This is a genomic window from Methanolobus sp. WCC1 (assembly GCF_045690315.1).
Taxonomy (GTDB): domain Archaea; phylum Halobacteriota; class Methanosarcinia; order Methanosarcinales; family Methanosarcinaceae; genus Methanolobus; species Methanolobus tindarius.
Window position 1 is genome coordinate 864,319 of the sequence record NZ_CP146979.1, and the last position, 18,123, is coordinate 882,441.

The 18,123-nt window shown below is 41.8% G+C and carries 25 protein-coding genes; 21 read left to right on the forward strand and 4 right to left on the reverse strand.

Translation table 11 applies throughout. The features are described from left to right. Positions 1–224 precede the first annotated feature (224 nt). From V7O61_RS04365 to V7O61_RS04455, 19 genes are all read left to right on the forward strand, one after another. Positions 225–815: a 50S ribosomal protein L15e gene (locus V7O61_RS04365; RefSeq protein WP_023844258.1), complete on the forward strand. Its 591-nt coding sequence runs from the start codon at positions 225–227 to the stop codon at positions 813–815. Positions 816–835: 20 nt separating this feature from the next. Next, the gene (locus V7O61_RS04370; RefSeq protein ID WP_407283423.1) at positions 836–1,267 is read left to right on the forward strand and encodes an RNA-binding domain-containing protein; all 432 of its coding nucleotides are present in this window, start codon (positions 836–838) and stop codon (positions 1,265–1,267) included. Further along, entirely contained in the window at positions 1,260–1,997 is a 738-nt protein-coding gene (gene rnp3 / locus V7O61_RS04375) for a ribonuclease P protein component 3 (RefSeq protein ID WP_407282622.1), read from the forward strand. The genes V7O61_RS04370 and rnp3 overlap by 8 nt, the downstream gene beginning before the upstream one ends. Continuing rightward, positions 1,994–2,374 (forward strand): Rpp14/Pop5 family protein, encoded by a 381-nt coding sequence (locus V7O61_RS04380; protein ID WP_023844255.1) that lies wholly within the window; start codon positions 1,994–1,996, stop codon positions 2,372–2,374. The genes rnp3 and V7O61_RS04380 overlap by 4 nt, the downstream gene beginning before the upstream one ends. Positions 2,375–2,442: 68 nt before the next feature. Next, the gene (psmA, locus tag V7O61_RS04385; protein ID WP_023844254.1) at positions 2,443–3,225 is read left to right on the forward strand and encodes an archaeal proteasome endopeptidase complex subunit alpha; all 783 of its coding nucleotides are present in this window, start codon (positions 2,443–2,445) and stop codon (positions 3,223–3,225) included. A 27-nt stretch (positions 3,226–3,252) separates the two neighbouring features. Beyond that, positions 3,253–3,945, forward strand: coding sequence for a ribosome assembly factor SBDS (locus V7O61_RS04390; RefSeq protein ID WP_023844253.1), 693 nt, complete (start codon positions 3,253–3,255; stop codon positions 3,943–3,945). A gap of 9 nt (positions 3,946–3,954) precedes the next feature. Beyond that, positions 3,955–4,740, forward strand: coding sequence for an exosome complex RNA-binding protein Rrp4 (rrp4, locus tag V7O61_RS04395; protein WP_407282621.1), 786 nt, complete (start codon positions 3,955–3,957; stop codon positions 4,738–4,740). Positions 4,741–4,792: 52 nt separating this feature from the next. Then, positions 4,793–5,833 carry an exosome complex exonuclease Rrp41 gene (rrp41, locus tag V7O61_RS04400; RefSeq protein ID WP_407282620.1) on the forward strand — a complete coding sequence of 347 codons (1,041 nt, stop codon included), beginning with the start codon at positions 4,793–4,795 and terminating at the stop codon, positions 5,831–5,833. Between the two features lie 9 nt (positions 5,834–5,842). Then, entirely contained in the window at positions 5,843–6,625 is a 783-nt protein-coding gene (gene rrp42, locus V7O61_RS04405) for an exosome complex protein Rrp42 (protein ID WP_023844250.1), read from the forward strand. A gap of 52 nt (positions 6,626–6,677) precedes the next feature. Further along, the gene (locus V7O61_RS04410; protein ID WP_023844249.1) at positions 6,678–6,971 is read left to right on the forward strand and encodes a 50S ribosomal protein L37ae; all 294 of its coding nucleotides are present in this window, start codon (positions 6,678–6,680) and stop codon (positions 6,969–6,971) included. A gap of 7 nt (positions 6,972–6,978) precedes the next feature. Further along, positions 6,979–7,116: a DNA-directed RNA polymerase subunit P gene (locus V7O61_RS04415; RefSeq protein WP_084323965.1), complete on the forward strand. Its 138-nt coding sequence runs from the start codon at positions 6,979–6,981 to the stop codon at positions 7,114–7,116. Positions 7,117–7,122: 6 nt separating this feature from the next. After that, on the forward strand, positions 7,123–7,593 hold the full coding sequence (locus V7O61_RS04420; protein WP_023844247.1) for an exosome subunit/U3 small nucleolar ribonucleoprotein (snoRNP) component, contains IMP4 domain: 471 nt from the start codon (positions 7,123–7,125) through the stop codon (positions 7,591–7,593). Further along, complete coding sequence (locus tag V7O61_RS04425; protein WP_407347446.1) at positions 7,587–7,820, forward strand: KEOPS complex subunit Pcc1; 234 nt, start codon at positions 7,587–7,589, stop codon at positions 7,818–7,820. The genes V7O61_RS04420 and V7O61_RS04425 overlap by 7 nt, the downstream gene beginning before the upstream one ends. Positions 7,821–7,949: 129 nt before the next feature. Then, a complete protein-coding gene (locus V7O61_RS04430; RefSeq protein WP_407282619.1) occupies positions 7,950–8,303 on the forward strand; it encodes a prefoldin subunit beta in 354 nt (117 codons plus the stop codon). A gap of 60 nt (positions 8,304–8,363) precedes the next feature. Beyond that, a complete protein-coding gene (locus tag V7O61_RS04435; protein ID WP_023844244.1) occupies positions 8,364–9,362 on the forward strand; it encodes a bifunctional oligoribonuclease/PAP phosphatase NrnA in 999 nt (332 codons plus the stop codon). A gap of 19 nt (positions 9,363–9,381) precedes the next feature. Further along, a complete protein-coding gene (locus V7O61_RS04440; RefSeq protein ID WP_407282618.1) occupies positions 9,382–10,686 on the forward strand; it encodes a phenylacetate--CoA ligase family protein in 1,305 nt (434 codons plus the stop codon). 43 nt (positions 10,687–10,729) lie between these two features. After that, positions 10,730–11,167 (forward strand): ACT domain-containing protein, encoded by a 438-nt coding sequence (locus V7O61_RS04445; RefSeq protein ID WP_288069581.1) that lies wholly within the window; start codon positions 10,730–10,732, stop codon positions 11,165–11,167. A gap of 170 nt (positions 11,168–11,337) precedes the next feature. Beyond that, positions 11,338–11,685, forward strand: coding sequence for a DUF2103 domain-containing protein (locus V7O61_RS04450; protein WP_288069579.1), 348 nt, complete (start codon positions 11,338–11,340; stop codon positions 11,683–11,685). Then, positions 11,678–12,685, forward strand: coding sequence for a methanogenesis marker 12 protein (locus tag V7O61_RS04455; protein ID WP_288069577.1), 1,008 nt, complete (start codon positions 11,678–11,680; stop codon positions 12,683–12,685). The genes V7O61_RS04450 and V7O61_RS04455 overlap by 8 nt, the downstream gene beginning before the upstream one ends. Positions 12,686–12,820: 135 nt before the next feature. Here the strand turns inward: V7O61_RS04455 and V7O61_RS04460 are convergent, their stop codons facing one another. The 3 genes from V7O61_RS04460 to radC form a co-directional block, all read right to left on the reverse strand. Next, on the reverse strand, positions 12,821–14,380 hold the full coding sequence (locus tag V7O61_RS04460) for a thiamine pyrophosphate-dependent enzyme (protein WP_407282617.1): 1,560 nt from the start codon (positions 14,378–14,380) through the stop codon (positions 12,821–12,823). 15 nt (positions 14,381–14,395) lie between these two features. Beyond that, positions 14,396–15,307, reverse strand: a complete 912-nt coding sequence (gene mmp11 / locus V7O61_RS04465; protein WP_407282616.1) for a methanogenesis marker protein 11 — start codon at positions 15,305–15,307, stop codon at positions 14,396–14,398. A 72-nt stretch (positions 15,308–15,379) separates the two neighbouring features. Further along, positions 15,380–16,069: a DNA repair protein RadC gene (radC, locus tag V7O61_RS04470; RefSeq protein ID WP_023844238.1), complete on the reverse strand. Its 690-nt coding sequence runs from the start codon at positions 16,067–16,069 to the stop codon at positions 15,380–15,382. A gap of 144 nt (positions 16,070–16,213) precedes the next feature. Between radC and V7O61_RS04475 the strand changes: the two genes are divergently transcribed. Then, positions 16,214–17,047 (forward strand): molybdopterin synthase, encoded by an 834-nt coding sequence (locus V7O61_RS04475; protein ID WP_407282615.1) that lies wholly within the window; start codon positions 16,214–16,216, stop codon positions 17,045–17,047. Between the two features lie 194 nt (positions 17,048–17,241). On the opposite strand, the gene V7O61_RS04480 is transcribed toward V7O61_RS04475, so the two are convergent. Beyond that, entirely contained in the window at positions 17,242–17,652 is a 411-nt protein-coding gene (locus V7O61_RS04480; protein ID WP_023844236.1) for an ArsR family transcriptional regulator, read from the reverse strand. Positions 17,653–17,828: 176 nt separating this feature from the next. Between V7O61_RS04480 and groES the strand changes: the two genes are divergently transcribed. After that, positions 17,829–18,104: a co-chaperone GroES gene (groES, locus tag V7O61_RS04485; protein ID WP_023844235.1), complete on the forward strand. Its 276-nt coding sequence runs from the start codon at positions 17,829–17,831 to the stop codon at positions 18,102–18,104. Positions 18,105–18,123: the final 19 nt, after the last annotated feature.

An 18,123-nucleotide genomic window follows, 5' to 3' on the forward strand; every position in this document is an offset into this window, starting at 1 on the left:
AATAGTTTTTATATAAATGACAAATCCACTTTATATAAATTTGCATTTTTTTCTATAGAAAATTGTATTTCTATTCCCTGGTTGTGCAAAGGTTTAAATTCAATTGGGTTAAGTAGTAGTCCTGTTTCATTGCCGGGATTAGTCCCGTGGGAATGTAGCTTTTGTAATAATTAGAAGCCAAAAGCTGAACCGTGAAACTAGAAATGAAACTTAGGTGAACTAATTTGTCAAAATCATATTATGCATACGTAAGAGACGCATGGAAAGACCCGGACAACACTTATGTCCGTGAACTTAGATGGGAAAGACTCCAGGAATGGAGAAAGGAAGGATCTGTAACAAAGATCAGACGTCCAACCCGTATTGACCGTGCTCGCTCTCTTGGATACAAGGCAAAGCAGGGTATTGTTGTAGCTCGTGTAAAGGTACGCAGAGGAGGTCTTAGAAAGGCAAGGTACATCCGTGGAAGACGTACACAGCGCATGGGTAAGAACAAGATTTCCGGTGGAATGAGCATTCAGAGGATCGCTGAACAGCGTGCTGACAGGAAATTCCCTAACATGGAAGTTCTTAACTCCTACTGGGTAGGCGACGACGGTAAATCCAAGTGGTATGAGGTTATCCTTGTAGATCCAAATCACCCTGTAATTAAGAGTGACAAGAATCTCAACTGGATCTGTAACAACACCCACAAGGGACGTGCACAGCGCGGAAAGACCAGTGCAGGCCGCAAGGGCAGAGGTATGATGACCCGCGGAACCGGTACTGAAAAGACCAGGCCAAGCCTGAGATCCAACCTTAACAGAGGTAAGTGATCCACTATATCAACTTGCGCGTGATCGCACACTCAACTGAGGATCTTTCTAGGGTACGTGGTGCCCTGGACTTCTTTTTACGGAATGCTACCGGCATGTCCGACGATGACGTTACTGACGAACTTGTAGAAGTAACTGATATTGAAGGTCACTATGGTAATCCGTCTGTGATGCTCAGTTCGCAGATCTCACGCAAATCGGATTCTGTAAGACTTGCCAGGTTTATCAGGGAAAATATGAGCCTTGGTGACGTCGAAATCCTGCGCAGTGAAATGCCTGATAGGCTGGATGATGACCAGTTATTCCATATGAGGTTTGACAAACAGGCAGCTTTCCAGGGTAAACTTGTGCTAAGTTCATCATCCGATGCCATTACTGTCAAAGTAAAAATAGCCACTTATCCGAAGAACCGTCTTCAGGCGGGACTGATAGTGGAGGAATTATTTGGCTAAACCTTTTTTTTATGATCTGAACGTTTACTCTGCACCAGAAGGTAAAAACACCATCGAGGATATGGCCGCTTTTTCCTCCAGATTGAAATTTACAGGAATTGCCATTACCAATCCTTCCGGTGGTTCCAAACCTGTAAAATCGAAGAAAATAAAAGGTCTTGAAATTTTTAGTGGTGTTGAGATTACGGTAGACAATCCTTCCAGATTACATGGAATGGTAGGGAAATATCGTAAAAACACTGATATTATAGTTGTGCGTGGCGGTAGCGAAAACATCAATCGGGCAGCTGTCGAAAATCCCAATGTGGATATTCTCTGTGGTTTTGGATCAATGAAAGACAATGGCCTGAATCATGTTCTTGCAAAGTCGGCAAGCGATAACAAAGTTGCAATTTCATTTGACCTTGGTGAGATTATCAGCCAGAAAGGGGGGAGAAGAGTCAGGACTTTGTCTAATTTCAGAAAAGATCTGGCAATTGTTCGCAAATACAATGTCCCTTTTGTACTTTCATCCAATGCAAAATCCTGCTATGATATGCGTGCTCCAAGGGAATTGATGGCTCTTGCAGGACTTTTTGGAATGACGAGGGAGGAAGCAGTTTGTGGTCTGTCCACAATTCCCGAAAGCATTATTTTAAGGAACCGTCCCTCTCCTGAATATGTGTATGAGGGTGTGGAAATAGTAGAATGCATGCCCGGAGATTTGGCATCTGAAGGTGATGGTAAATGAAGATACTTCCACCAACTATGCGGGATAATAAACGCTACCTTGCCTTTGAGCTTATAACCGAAGAAAATACACTGGTTGGCAGGGATGAACTTATCCGTGAGTTATTCTCTGTATCAGGAAGCCTTCTTGGTGATCTTGGTTCAAGCGAATGTAATATCTGGCTTTTTGCGTTTGATGATAATAAGGGAGTCATAAGCTGTAACCGCAATTATGTATCACAGACAAGGGCTGTTATGGCCACCATCACAAATGTAAAAGGTAAACGAGTTCTGGTTCATGTTCTTGGAGTATCTGGCACTGTTCTTGGTGCAACAAAAAAGTATTTAGAGGGTGTCGATGTATTTAACCCCGCAGAACAGTCACATATAAATGAGTAGAGAGCGTATTTCAGTTAATTATCGTATATATTCTGTTATTTATAAATAAATCAGGAGATGAAGTGAAGATGCAAATGACGCCACAGATGGGGTATGATCGAGCCATCACAGTTTTTAGTCCTGACGGACGTCTCTTCCAGGTAGAATATGCAAGAGAAGCAGTTAAAAGAGGCACAACCGCAGCCGGTGTAAAAGCAAAGAATGGTGTGGTATTGCTTGTAGACAAAAGAATCACAAGCAGATTAATAGAAGCAGAATCAATTGAGAAGATCTTCCAGATAGATGACCACATAGGTGTTGCCACTTCAGGACTCGTAGCTGATGCCCGTGCTCTTGTTGACAGGGCAAGAGTCGAAGCACAGGTTAACATGGTCTCATATGATGAGCCAATAGGTGTAGAAGTTATTGCCAAGAAGATCTGCGATCATAAGCAGACATACACACAGTACGGTGGTGTTCGTCCATACGGTACAGCTCTTCTTATTGCAGGTGTTGATGATTCACGTCCACGTCTCTTTGAAAGTGACCCAAGCGGTGCACTACTTGAATACAAGGCAACTGCAATCGGTGCCGGTAGAAACACTTTCATGGAAATCTTTGAAGCAGATTACCAGGAAGACATGGACATTGATGCTGCAATCATGCTGGGTATGAAAGCCCTTTACAAATCAACAGAAGGAAAAGTTGATGCAGCTACCCTTGAGCTTGGTATTGTGACACTTGAGGATCGCCAGTTCAGAAAGCTTTCCGAAGAGGAAGTTGCTGGTTTTGTTTCCAGGGTCCGTGAAGAGCTTAAGGATGATGTGGAAGAAGAGACAGATGACTCTGAAAACGAGGAATCAGAGGATTAATTAAAGCAATCATTGGGGTGAACTAACATGGTATCTCTTGATGAGTCTGTTATTGCAAGGCTCAAGAAAGGTAAGCATCAATTTGAGGTTTTGGTTGAACCCGAAGGTGCATTTTCGCTTAAAAGAGGTGAAGATGTCAAGATGGAAGACATCATTGCTGTAGAATCAGTATTTACTGATGCTGCGCAGGGGGACCATGCCGGAGAATCTGAGCTTACAAGTGCTTTTGAAACCAATGATGTAATGGATATTGCCCGGCAGATAATATTGCACGGTGAACTCCAGCTTACAAAAGAGCAGAGAAAGCAGATTCTGGAAGAGAAAACCAGACAGGTCATAACGATTATTGCACAAAATGCTATTAACCCCCAGACAAGGACGCCTCATCCTCCTGCCAGAATTGAAAAGGCAATGGAAGAGGCGAAGATTCATATCGATCCTTTAAAAGGTGTCGATGAGCAGGTAAATATTGTAATGAAAGCTATTCGTCCCATAATCCCTATAAGGTTTGAAGAGGTCGATATAGCTGTAAAGATTCCAGGTGAATATGCGGCAAAATCGTATGGAGATATTGCCAACTTTGGAACCCTTGTAAAGAATGAGTGGCAAAATGACGGTTCATGGGTAGCTGTTGTCAAAATGCCTGCTGGCCTTCAGAATGATTTCTATGGCCTTGTGAATCATCTTACAAAAGGGGATGCTGAAACTAAATTATTATGAGGCCCCATAATGGAACGTGAAATTGTAATTCCTGGACAACTTTTGTCTGATAACAAGACTGATTCCGGTCCAGGTACATATGTTAAGGATGGGAAAGTCTACTCTCTTTTATATGGAGTTATGAATGCCAAGAAGAAGATATCCGTTATTCCTTTTTCCGGAAAGTATATTCCTTCTTCCAGGGATTACGTTATTGGTACAGTTATAGATGTAACTCCCTCTAACTGGATATTTGATATTGGTTCGCCATACGATGGCTTGTTGCATGTGTCTGAATATCCAAGGCGTTTGGAACAGGAAAAAATGGCGCAGTACATGGGTATAGGCACATCAGTCTTGCTTCGTGTAAAAGATGTAAGTTCATCCATGAAGGTCGAATTGACCATGAGAGAACGCGGTCTGAGATCTCTTAGTAATGGCCGTGTTATTGAAGTACCTCCTACGAAAGTTCCTCGTATCATAGGACATGGTGGTTCTATGGTATCAATGCTTAAGAAAGAGACAAATTGCGAGATATTCGTAGGCCAGAATGGAAGAATATGGATAAATGGAAAAGATAGTGAAATGGACCTTCTCACAGAGGCTATTGAGCTTATTATGAAACATTCTCACACATCAGGATTAACAGATAGGATATCTCTTTTTTTGAAAGGTGGGGAAGAACTTGTTTCTGAGAAGGATGAAGCTGTTTTAGAGGATAATCTCACAGAAGATACAAAAGTTGCAGAGGATGAAAGTGAGATCAGGGAAGATACCTACCGAAAAGTGGATGCTCTTCTGGAAGATGATGATTGACCGGAGTAACTCTTTTTGATCAGGGAAAATGTGAGAACGTTGGAGAATTAATATGAGTGATAAACCTGAAAAGTTCATTGATGAAAATGGATTACGTCTGGATGGCAGACGTGTTGATGAGATCAGGCCGATGAAAATGGAGATAGGTGTACTCTCCAGGGCTGATGGTTCATGTTATTTGGAATGGGGTAAGAATAAGGTACTTGCGGCTGTTTATGGCCCAAGGGAACTTCACCCAAGAAGATTGCAGAAAGCTGATTCCGTATTAATAAGATACCGTTATAATATGGCAGCTTTCTCTGTAGAGGATCGTATAAGACCAGGTCCAAGCAGAAGAAGTATTGAGATATCAAAAGTAAGCCGTGAGGCATTTGAGCCTGTAGTGCTCACTCACCTTTATCCTGGTGCAGTAATTGATGTTTTTGCAGAAGTACTCCAGGCTGATGCAGGTACAAGAACTGCAGCTATTAATGCAGCCTGTGTGGCTCTTGCTGATGCAGGTATTCCTATGAAAGGACTTGTTTCTGCATGTGCAGTAGGAAAGGTTGACGGACAGCTCGTACTTGACCTTAACAAGCCTGAAGACAATTATGGTGATGCTGATATCCCAATGGCTATGACATCTGATGGGGAGATTACTCTTGTCCAGATGGACGGTGACGTTACTCCGGAAGAGTTCAAAAAGGCAATTGAGATGTGCAAGGAAGGATGCCGCCAGATTATGGAGATTCAAAAGGAAACTCTTAGAAGCAAGTTTACAAAACTTGAAGATGTAGATATCTCTGATGATGAAGAAGTCGATGTATCTTCCATTGTAGAATCCGCTCTTGAATCATCTGAAGATGATGTTGAAGATGAGGAGGAGGATGAAGTCGAATCTGGCGATGCTGATCAGGAAGACGAGGTTGAAGATGCTGACGAGGATTTAGATGATGAACCTGAATCAGAGGACGATGAAGATGAAGACCTCGATTCTGTAGAATCTCATTCTGATTTCGAAGCTGTTGAGCTTGTAGAGGATTTTGAAGAGTCTTTCACTGATGTGGATGAAGAGGATGCCACAGAAGATGAGGATGACGAAGAGAAGGACTGAGGTGAGATCATGGGCAACGAAGTAATGTCGGTACTTAAGAAAGATTACATTTACAACCTTATGCTCAAAGGTCAGCGTGCTGATGGACGTGCTTTTGATGAGATAAGGGACATTGAGATCAGAACCAATGTTATAGAAAAGGCTGAAGGTTCCGCCTGGATAAAGATGGGTGGTACTGAAATTCTTGTAGGAGTAAAACTACAGGTCGGAACGCCTTTCCCTGACTCTGCTGATCAAGGTGTCATTATTACAAGTATGGAGTTAAATCCAATAGCTTCTCCTGATTTTGAGGCAGGTCCTCCAAAAGAGAATGCCATTGAAATGGCCCGTGTCACAGACAGGGGAATCCGTGAATCAGGCGCAATTGATTTAAACAAGTTGTGTATTACGGAGGGAGAAGAAGTCTGGATGGTATTCATAGATATCCATGTTCTCAACAATGAAGGGAACATTCAGGATGTATCCTCCCTGGGTGCAATAGCTGCCCTATTGACTGCCGTTGTTCCTGGTGAACGCGAAGGCCGTGGTGAGGATATGCCAATGCCTATCAGGGATATGCCTGTTTCAGTTACGCTGGTAGACATCGGCGGTGAAATGATGATTGACCCTGACCTTGATGAAGAAACAGTTTGTGATACCCGCATAACCATTGTTTCAAATCAGGACGGTTCAATTTCAGGAATGCAGAAGAGCGGCGATGGAGCACTTACCGAGGAAAAGCTGTTAAAGGCTGTGTCACTTGCCTGCCAGAAAGCATCTGAACTCAGGGAAGCTCACCTGTTGAATATCTGATCCGAAATTCAATATCATATAATATTTACACCATTTCAAGGAGATAAAATTCATGGCAAAAAAATATACACGAAAAGGCCGAGTATCCAGATCAGCCGGTAGATTTGGTACTCGCTATGGTAGAAGGGACCGTAAACTTGTGGCAGATCTTGAAGAAAAGATGCGTATGCCACATAAGTGCCCGCAATGTGCACGTCCAAATGTAAAAAGAACAGGTACAGGTATCTGGAAATGTACCAAATGTGACTACACCTTTGCAGGTGGCACATTCCTTCCTCAGACTAATGTCGGAAAGACCGTTGCACGTTCTGTAAAGAAGGCAAAGGAAGCAGCAGCAGCAGAGTAAGGTGAGTATGGCCTATAAATGTACAAGATGCAAGAGAAATGTTGAGATCGACTACGAGTACACAGGTATTCGCTGTCCTTACTGTGGACACCGAATTCTTGTGAAAGAGCGTCCAACAACTATCAAACGCATCAAAGCAGAGTAAGAAGCGATGCATATCACTTCTTCTCGCAAACCTTCTGCCGGTACGCGTACTTTATGTAAGCATCTGGCATCTTTTTTCGGTTTCGAGTACTTTAACCGAGGTAAGATGAGCATGGGTGAGGTCTTAACCCTCTCTCATGGCAATCCACTTCTTATTATCGGTGAATATCATGGTAACCCTGGTAGCTTGGCTTTTTATGATGGGAAAGGATTCTGCACTCTTTCAATTTATATTTCCGTACTGGAAGCTCCTTCTGAGTATCCAAAAAGGTCCAAATCATTTCCTTTAATTGATGGTGACAATGAGTTAGTACCATTACTTAATGATTTGATAGTTCCTGATGAATCAACATGTTCAACATTGTTGTCTCTTACAATTTCAGGAAATCAGCTGGATTTCAAAGAAGGTGAAAAAGAACTTTTCAGTCTCAGGATGAAAAGCTACAAGGTATTTGAGGTTGATGAAGAGTGTTGCTGACCTCACGTTATGTTTTTGAAACTCCTGCAGCTTTACGTATTTACAGATCACTTAAACCTGAACTTGAAAGTCAGGTGACTGAACGGTCATCTGTTTACATGAATGTCGAAAACTCGACTCTTTATCTGGAAATAAGATCTGATGATCTTGTTGCCATGCGTTCAACTCTTAATACCTGGTTGCGTCTTATACAGGTTGCATCTGAGACTGCAGATTGTCTGGTTTAGTGCAGTATATTTCTGTGTTCGCAACAATTATTCTGCATCAGATTCTCTCTTTACATCCTTGTTTTTGCATTAGTGTACATAGAAACATTAAAATCACTTCAGGTTTATTGGTATGCCAGGTGAAACCAAATGAGTACGCAAATACCCCCACAGATACAGAACCAGCTTGCACAGTTGCAGCAGGTTCAGCAGCAAGCGCAGTCCCTTGCCATGCAGAAATCCCAGATAGAGTCCATGCAGAAAGAAGCTGAAATGGCACTTGAAGAGCTGGAAAAGCTGCCTGAGGATGTTGTAATTTATCGAAGTGTCGGCGAATTACAGATCAAATCAAACAAGGAAGAATCTGTGTCCAAACTGAATGAAAAAGTAGAAACACTTTCACTCAGGTTACAATCCATTTCCAGACAGGAAGAAAGGATATCAAAACGTTTCACACAACTTCAGGAACAGATCGAACAGTCTATGGGGAACCAGGCACAGTAAGCCTGTTCTCTATTTCTGATGACATGCCGGTATAAGCGCCGGCCATGTTCAGAGGTTTCCATGCAAGTTGAAGAAACGGAGTTTTACAATAAGCTTCTGGATTATAATAATATCCTTTATCTTTGTCATCGGAACGCCGATCCGGATGCGGTAAGCAGTGCATTTGCATTATCAGAAGCCATTGGTGGAACAATAGGGCTTGTTGATGGATGTAACCGGGTTGCTTCTCTTCTTATTGATAAACTTGATATAGACGTGGTCGAGAAACCCGACCCTTCAGAATATGATATTACTCTTGTAGTTGACACTTCAACCAGTTCTCAGCTTAATGATATCAAACTTGGTAAATACTGTGTGATAGATCATCACGCAACAACCGCTCTTATTGAAAATGCCGAGTTTTATTTGCATCGTCATGCAACATCTACGGCTGAGATGGTCTTTGATATTTTGAGGTCCATGGGTGCACCTGTAATGCGTCGTACTGCAATGGGTCTGCTCACAGGTATCATCACTGATACGGGCCATTTTAAACATGCTACACAGGAAACATTCAGGACTGTTTCTGAAATAATAGCCTGTAGTGGTGTAGAGTATGCAGATGTATTGGAGATGATGGCAGCAACTCCGCAGGATATATCCATGCGTATAGCCATGTTAAAATGTGCTACCCGTGCAAACATCGAAAGAGTTGATGACTGGCTTCTGGTGGATTCTCATGTGAATTCCTTTGGTGGTGCAGCATCATCCATGTTCCTTAACATTGGTGCTGATGTGGCTCTTATAGGAACTTCCCGTGACGCTAATATCAGGGTGAGTGGAAGAGCCAAGCGTGAAGCTGTTGCTGCAGGTGTCAATTTGGGGAAGATAATGGAAGATATTAGTCATAATTACGATGGTACCGGAGGAGGGCATGCGGGAGCTGCCGGAATTGATGTGGTTGCCGATATGGATACCATTTTAGGTGAATGCAAAGGCAGGATACGTGATATCCTCAGAGGCAAACCCAATCCTTCTATATGTGATTCATTAAATGATGAATGTCACGAATCTGAATAATTGATAAAGGGGCAATTAGATGATAGAATACTGGAACCCATTGATGGAAAGGATGCCAGTTGATGAACTGGAGAAAATGCAAGAGAATAAACTCAAAAACCTGGTAAACTATGTCTACCAGCACTCAGATTTCTACAAAAAGAGATTTGATGAAGCAGGTGTCAAACCTGAAGATATCCAGACACTTGATGACCTGAAGAAATTACCTTTTACATACAAATCCGATCTAAGAGACACTTATCCAACAGGAATGTTCTGTGTTTCTAATGAACAGCTTACACGTTTCCATGTGTCTTCAGGAACTACCGGGAAGCCAACTGTTGTAGGTTATACAAAGAATGATATCCATGCATGGAATACATCCCTTGCAAGAGCTCTCACCTCAATTGGTTTGGGTCGTGGGGATATTATTCAGGTGAGTTATGGATACGGTCTTTTCACAGGCGGTCTTGGGCTTCACTACGGTGCTGAAGAAGTGGGTTCAACTGTTCTTCCTACAAGTTCAGGTAACACAGAAAAGCAGCTTGATCTTATGCAGGATCTAGGCAGCACGGCAATTGCCTGTACTCCATCTTACTTCCTCTTCATGAGTGAGGTTGCAAACCAGAATGGAATCAGCATACAGAATGATACAAAGCTTAAGGCTGGTATTTTTGGTGCAGAACCCTGGTCTGAGGAAATGAGATCAAGAATAGAGGAAGCAACAGGCATCAAAGCTTATGATATCTATGGTACTTCAGAACTCAGTGGTCCTCTCTGTACAGAATGTCAGTTCCAGGAAGGTATCCATATATGGGCCGACATGTTCCTTCTCGAAGTAATTGACCCTGAAACAGGTGAACAACTTGGTGACGGTGAGCGTGGGGAGCTTGTAATCACAACCCTTGCAAAGGAAGCACTTCCACTTATCAGGTATCGTATTGGTGATATTACTATCATTAACAAGGAACCATGCAAATGTGGTCGTACACACCCACGTATCATGAGGGTACTTGGACGTGCAGATGACATGCTTATCGTGCGTGGTATCAATGTATTCCCTGGTCAGGTAGAGTCTGTACTTATGACTATACCTGAAGTTGGCGAACACTTTATGATAATCGTGGACAGGGTAAATGAACTCGATACCATGACTATACAGATAGAGATGACAGATGAAGCATTCAGTGACAAAGTCAATGATATAATCGGTCTTGAAAAGAAGGTTCAGGCTGCACTTAAGAATGTGCTTAATCTGGCAGTAAAGGTTGAGCTTGTTGAGAAAGGAACAATTCCACGTTCAATGGGCAAAGCCAAGAAAGTGATAGACAACAGAAAGCTATAAACGCTTATGCAACATAACTTCTAATAAAAATGCAGGTGTTAATATGGAAGAAAAGATAATCAAGCAGATATCACTTTTCGCAGAGAACAAGCCAGGTCGCCTTGCTAATATTGCAACTAATTTCAGAAATGCAGGTATTAACATAAGGGCTTTTACCATCGCCGAAGCTGGAGATTTCGGTATCATCAGGATGGTAGTTGACAAGCCTGACCTCGCCCACGAAGTTCTTCACGATGCAGGGTTCACGGTTTCTGAAACCAGTGTCCTGGGTATTGAAATGGAGGATGTGCCTGGTGGACTGGGTAAGATCGCTGATGTGCTTGGTGGTCAGAGTATCAACATCGATTATGCCTATGCTTTTGTCACAAAGACTGAGAAGGCACTTCTTATTCTCAGGGTCAGTGACATTGAAGGGGCCATTAAGGTTCTTAACGGTTCAGGTGTAAAGCTAATTGATATGGCAGATATTCAGGAAATCTGATTTTCTGAATATTATTTTTCTTTTGTCTGAAAATTATCACTTTTTTACTACATTTTTATTTTTCAGTTATTTGTTTTCATATTCTCTTTCTGTTTTTGCATCCGTTATAGAATCGCAACATTAAAACGAACCACTAATATTTTATATAACTAGTTGTCATTCCAATTGAAATGACGGATACTATCAATTCAAAAGGAGTTCGCAAACCAGAGTGTAAACTCGGTGGTTCTCATACTACTATTATCGGCGGACGTGCCGGTAAAAAGATAGTGTCCTTGCTGAGTCAGCACCCTTCTGTCAAAAAAGTAATTCCTTCTGTAATTGCTGTTAAAGGAAAAGGTAATTCCGGCGGAAAACTTACTGCTAAAATCCAGAGGCCTGATGACAGGGGAAACCTGCGGCTTCTTCTTTCACACGGTACATCTTTCCAGGAACTGCGTATAATTACAAATGTAGGCAGTTTTGAAGAAGGTGAAAACATTATGAAAGAACTAAATTCATTATTATCTGATGTCTAAGGTGAAATCGATGTTCGTTGGAATAGATCATGGTACAACTGCAATGCGCTTTGCTGCACTCTTTCCTGATGGAAAAGTGCTGAAACTTGAACTTCCAAGAACTGAAGCTGCCGGTATGAGCGAGTCCCAGCTTATATCTTCGATGGAAAATGCTTTTGGAATAAATTCTTCTGATATCTCTTTAATGGCTGTAACTTATTCCATGGGTGATGGCATAAAAGATATTGAAAATATAGCCACTGTTGAAAACCGTGGTGTTAAAAGCATAGAAGGCGCTGGCAAGAAAACTGGTGGAGGTGGACTTGTTTTTGATTCTATATTATCCTCAAAAATTCCTGCCGTTGTAATTCCGGGTATTCATGAAAACAGCGACACAGATCCTCGTCTCAATATTTTTTCACACTCCACAAGTCCTGAAAAAATAGGTATTGCTTATCATGCATTCGCACTTGGATTCAGTGACTTTGTACTTTCCGATATTAGTTCAAATACTGTTACTGTGGCGGTTGCAAATGGAAAACTTATAGGTGCTATAGATGCATGTATATTTGCTCCGGGACTTCAGCATGGTCCTCTGGATGTCCAGGCTCTCAGGGATGTCGATGCTGGCAGGATAAGTGCTAATGAGGCATTTGTAAATTCCGGTGTCCTTAAACATACTTCGTTCTCAGACAGGCACGAACTCATAAAAGCTGCTAAAGATGGAAATTCCCAGGCTGTGCTGGCTATTGACAGTATCGCACTTTTTGCCGCCATGGAAATTGCCGGTATGCAGCTTCTGATGAAGGACTATGGTTCTGAAGGTGAAGTTGTCATTGAAGGGTCTGTTGGAGAAGTTCCTGAAGTTGTAAAGAAGATAGAATCTCACCTCGGGATAAAGGTTCATGTTCTTGACAGGTGGAGTGCAGCCATAGGATGTGCTGAAATCGCAAGAGATATCCATTTGGGTTCAAGTGAAATTCTGGGTCTGAAAGTCAATTTCACTTATGAATCGGAATAAGCGAGAATCAGTTTTGTTTGGTATTTCAAATTTAAAATTATAAACATAAAACGATAAATTTCAAACAGCAAGTTTTAAACAACAAATTTGAAACATCAAACAGTAGTTGTTACTCAGTTATTACTATTATTATCGTTATTTTGTACACTGGCCTTCGATGTAGATTACAGAAACGCCTTTATCTTCTATTTTTGCCTGAATCATATTTTTAATATATTCAGAACAGGCATCTTTTCCTTCTGAATCAAGAAGCTCATCGATATTGATACAGGTTGTGTCCGGTACAAGTGCTTTTACAACTTTTTTCAGGTCAGGTGCACCCTGTCCGCCTGTCATTGCAGCAACATCATTCTGAAGTATGATGGCAAGAATGTCAAAACCATTTTCAACTGCGTTTATCAGTCCAATTATGCCGGAATGTGCAAGTCCGAAATCTCCAATCACGGCTATGCCTTTCCCCGGGAATCCACAGGCAGTTGATATTGCACCACCAAGTGCAAATCCTGTATTGACTGCATTTAATGGATCGGGTGCTGTACGTATGGAGCATCCCATGTCTCCTGCAACAGGACGGATATCATGTAACACATTATAGAGTGGCATAAAAGGACAATCACTGCAAATAGGTTTTGAACCTCTGCTGAGAATTGTCTGTACATCCGTGTACTCTGAGACTTCATCTTTATCGATGTTCTCAAAAGCAAAATCAACATGTTCTTTTTCAACCATGCTGAAAGGAAGGTGGCCTGTTCTTTTTCCAAGAACTTTTTCACAACATGTGCTGATATGTGTTTCTATGAAGGTTTCACTCTCTTCAACAACAAGGATGTGTTCATGTTGTTCTATGAAACTTTTTACAAGTTTTTCCGGGAAAGGTGAAACCATTCCAAGACTCAGGTGTGAATAAGAAGAATAAACTAATTGTGTGGATAGAATCTTGTCCACAATATATGATGGATAACCGGATGATACTATTCCAACCTTGTCTCCATTGATTGCTATGTGGTTGAAACGTGAGTTCTCTGATTCATGAATAAGGATGGGTTCTGATTCAATGTGGAATCTCTGGTGCTTGCCGTGCATAGTAAGCTTCCAGATGCTTCTGTCAAGAACCTTTTCTTTCACATTTGCTTTTGAGTTTATCCGTGTTCTGCTGATTTTCTGTCTTTCCTTTTCCAGCCGGTCAGTTATTCTCATAATAACAGGAACCTTTGCTTCTTCTGAAAGTTCAAAAGCCCGGCTAAGTGAATCGTAAGTATTTTGAGGTGTAGAAGGATCAAAAACGGCAGTCTCGGAAATTGCTCCGTAGAACCTTGAATCCTGCTCGTTCTGTGATGCTTTTGCTCCCGGATCATCGCCGGCAAGTATCACAAGTCCCGAACCTATTGTGTGCATCATTGCTGTCATCAGGGGGTCTGAAAGTACATTCATTCCAACATGTTTGACCATTACAATGGAACGACGTCCTGTTACCGATGCACCTAACGCTGCTTCAAGAGCAGCTTTCTCATTGGTGAACCAGTGGATATCGTAATTATTACATTCATTGCAGTTGCTGGAATTCTTATTCTCAAAAAAGTGGTCTGCAACTGCAGTCATGGGATATCCGGCTACAGCAGTAATGAACTTTACATTGCTATCAATTGCTGCAAGGTAAATTGCTTCAAGGCCGGTTATATCCTCTGTGTTAGTCATAATTTGATTACTTGTTTATTCGATCTGAGCTTTCAGTTTAACTGAATCATCAGGTTGTGCAAACCATGCAAGCGCTGCAAGTGCACCAATAACTCCATTACCATCAAGCCAGACATCGACATTTTTGTCTTTCGCGTACTCAAGAGCATATTCCTTTGTAAGCTCTCCACTTCGGCATTTTGTGCTGTATTCGTTGATTTTCTTTGCCTCAAACTCAGAAAGCACTACCATTCCCGTCTCATCGGATACGCTGTATTTCAGGAGGGCTGCCTTTACGCTTTCAAGCAGCTCGTGTTTTGCATTTTCATTCACACATCCAAATTCCAGTACTGTGGATACACAGTTTTGTGTCCTTGCAGATACCGGGAAAAGCTGTACAAGTGAGTGTGACAGGTAAATAGACTCATTGCAGTCAAGTGCTTTTGCCATGTTGTGAGTCAATGTCCATGTTGCACCTTCTTCTTTGGTGTCGGTATCATCAATTCCAATTAGTACTCTTTCTCTTCTTGGAACTACGATGGTGCCTTTTGCAGCACGCCCACCTCCGGATTCAGTGTAGTTGCAGCGAAGAACGCCCTCAGCAAATGCCCTGCATTTTGTGGCACCTACGCCTCCTCCTCCAAGTCCTGCGTATGTTATATGAACCTCATCTCCTTCCACGATAACAGATTCAATTCCTGCAGCTGCTGTGGATGGTTTTAGCTCAAGAGGTGATGTGCCTGTCTTTACTTTGTATCGGATCATGTTCCCAATGGAACGTGTGTTAAGGATAAGCGGCGAGTGAGAATAATGGAACTTAGACCATGCAGCACCGCCATAACAGTTCGTATGCTCGATGATCTCAGCATATTCGTTTTTACTGTCGCATATTGCATATATACCCCTGTATGGAGTGATGTAGGGGTCATTAAGTTCAATCTCTTTCATTTGGGACTTAAATGCAAGTCAATACCTTAAATGTTTTGTTTGTCAGGGTGGTCTTCTGAATGGTAAGAGATTTCATCTCACATATCCTTCATCTTTCAAACTGACATACCTGCCATCTCCGATAACCACATGATCCAGTACGTCGATTCCAAGCAGCTTGCCGCCTTCCACAAGTTTCTCAGTAACTGCAATATCTTCCCTGCTTGGTGTTGGATCGCCGGAAGGGTGATTATGTGAGAGGATTACTGAAGCACAGGATTCCATGAGTGCTGCCTTGAAAACTTCTCTTGGGTGAACAATATTTGCGTTCAGGCTGCCGATGGAAATTAGTTCCTCACGTATTATCTGGTTTTTTGTATCAAGTAAAAGCGCCACAAGTCTTTCCCTTTTGTGTTCACGCATTCCCGGGTAAAGTATAGAATAGACATCTGCCGGTGATCTTATCTTTCTTTTCGGATCATCGGAGAATCCTTCCAGTTTACGGGCAAGTTCAAAGATTGCAGCTATTTGTGCCGCCTTAGCAGTACCAATGCCATGTATCTTTGTGAGATTTGCGATGTTAGCCTGACTGAGCTGTTTGATGTTGTATTCTGAGAAAATACGACTGCACATATTCACAACATTCTCTTTTTGCGAACCTGTTCTCAGGACAATTGCAAGCAGTTCTGCATTTGAAAGAGCTTCAGGGCCGTATTTCAACAGTCTTTCCCTGGGCCTTTCATCCATTGGCATATCATGGATACTTATCTTGTACTCACTCATTGCAATGGCTAGTAAATCCAAGGATATAAATTAATCGTAATTAGTCTATTATAATTTACCCTTAATCTAAAAAATAATTAATATGAATGTGCTGGCTTCTGTTTGCGCTGTGTACTTATAGAATGACTCTCCATAAATCCATTTATGAAAGTCATTTGTGTTGCAGGATACAAGAATTCAGGCAAAACAACGCTGGTCTCCCGCCTTGTGGAAGCTCTTTGCGAACAAGGGAAAGTAGGTACTGTAAAACAGATGTTGCATCATCGTTTCAATCCACGGGATACTGACACCGGTAAGCATTTCGATGCAGGTGCCTATCTGGTTGCAGCAATAACTGACACAGAGCTTGTAACCATAAAGCGTGATCCAACTCTTGAAGATGCCCTGGACTCTCTTGCAGACAACGGAGCAGACTTTGCGATAGTCGAGGGTGCAAAAAACAGTGACCTTCCAAAGATTTTCCTTGGCGAGCCCGAGGCTCCGGATGAAATTTCCAATATAATTGTCCAACTGCCTGTAAAAGCAGACTGGGACATAGGTGCTCTTGTTGAACTGATTCATGATCAGCCTGAATGGGTAACTCTTGACTCTCTCATCAGGAAGGTGCGTTCAAATCCCGATATTCGTCTTTCAGGTGGGATAGCAACTTTCACGGGAATTGTCAGGCGAATAAATGATAATGTTGAAACCACTGCCATAGATTTTGAGAAATACGAAGGTGTTGCGGACAGGGCAATTGAAAAGATCTGTCTTGACATGAAAGCAAAGGACAATATCATAGATGTATTAATCCATCACAAAACCGGATTGATAAAATCGGGTGAGGATATTGTTTACATAGTCGTGGCTGCTGCTCACAGGCAGGAGCTTTTCCAGACGCTGATTGATTCACTCGAACGCATAAAAGAAGATGTGCCAATATGGAAGAAGGAGTTCACAATTGAAGGTGATTTCTGGGTTCACGACAGGCATGAATAAAAACCGGAATCGTTTTCAGGATGAAATCGAAGGAACCTGTCATATTTAGCGTATGATTTCATAATCCTTTGTTTAGTGCTGATGGATGGTTGCTTTGTTTATACATTACGATTTTTCCTAAAAAAGCGATGTTTCTGTCAGTCTATACACATGATCTCTACGGTGGCAAAAAACTTCAAAAATGGTGAGGGTGATTATCTGTTTTTCAGACCCATCTGCTCATCTATTTCTTCGGCTATTTCTTCAAGTTCCTGGAAAATACGGTCGGAATCTTTTCTCATTTCCTGAACTGCAGCTTTAAGGCTTCCTCCGCGGATGTACAGCCCTCTTTTTTCCCTGTATATCAGGCCTGAGTTTATAAGGTTCCTTATGTGATGATTCACTCTGGACTGGTTTACTTCAATGCTCTTAGCTATGATGTCTGATGATATTTTATCCTGGTTTTCTGCCAGTTGCTGAAGAAGATCATGGACTATTTGTGTAGCAAGATTTTCCGTATCTCTTCCGGAAGATAATCCGAAACTGTTACAGAACCAGCGAATATCTTCTTCCAGCTTCTTTTCTCTGGGTTTTTCCAGGTTTATCAGGATTATCTGTTGTGGCATAGGATTATTCTATCTTATAGCATCTATATAAGTTTATCTGTATAAAATCGATATCATTTCGATAAAAGTGATAAAAAAGCTATTTTTTGCAAAAGATTTAAATAGGAGTCATGCAATATAATTGCTCAGTTGATCGGAACGTTTCCGGTCAGATGATAATTGGAGGAAAATAAACGATGATTATCAGGCCAATTGGTGAGAGAGTCTTAATCAAATCTGTCAAAAAGGCAGAAGTCACTGAAAGTGGAATTTACATCCCTGACTCCGCACAGGAAGAGAAAAAAGAAGGAATCATAGTTGCTGTGGGAGCCTATGAGGATGGCAAAGAACTTCCATTAAAAGCCGGTGAACATGTGATTTACGGCGGTTATAAGAGTGACGAGATTGACCTTGACGGTGAACTTCACATGTTCATTGATTTCAAGGATGTCTTAGCAGTAGTTGAGGAATAAGTAAGATTAAGGAACTGAC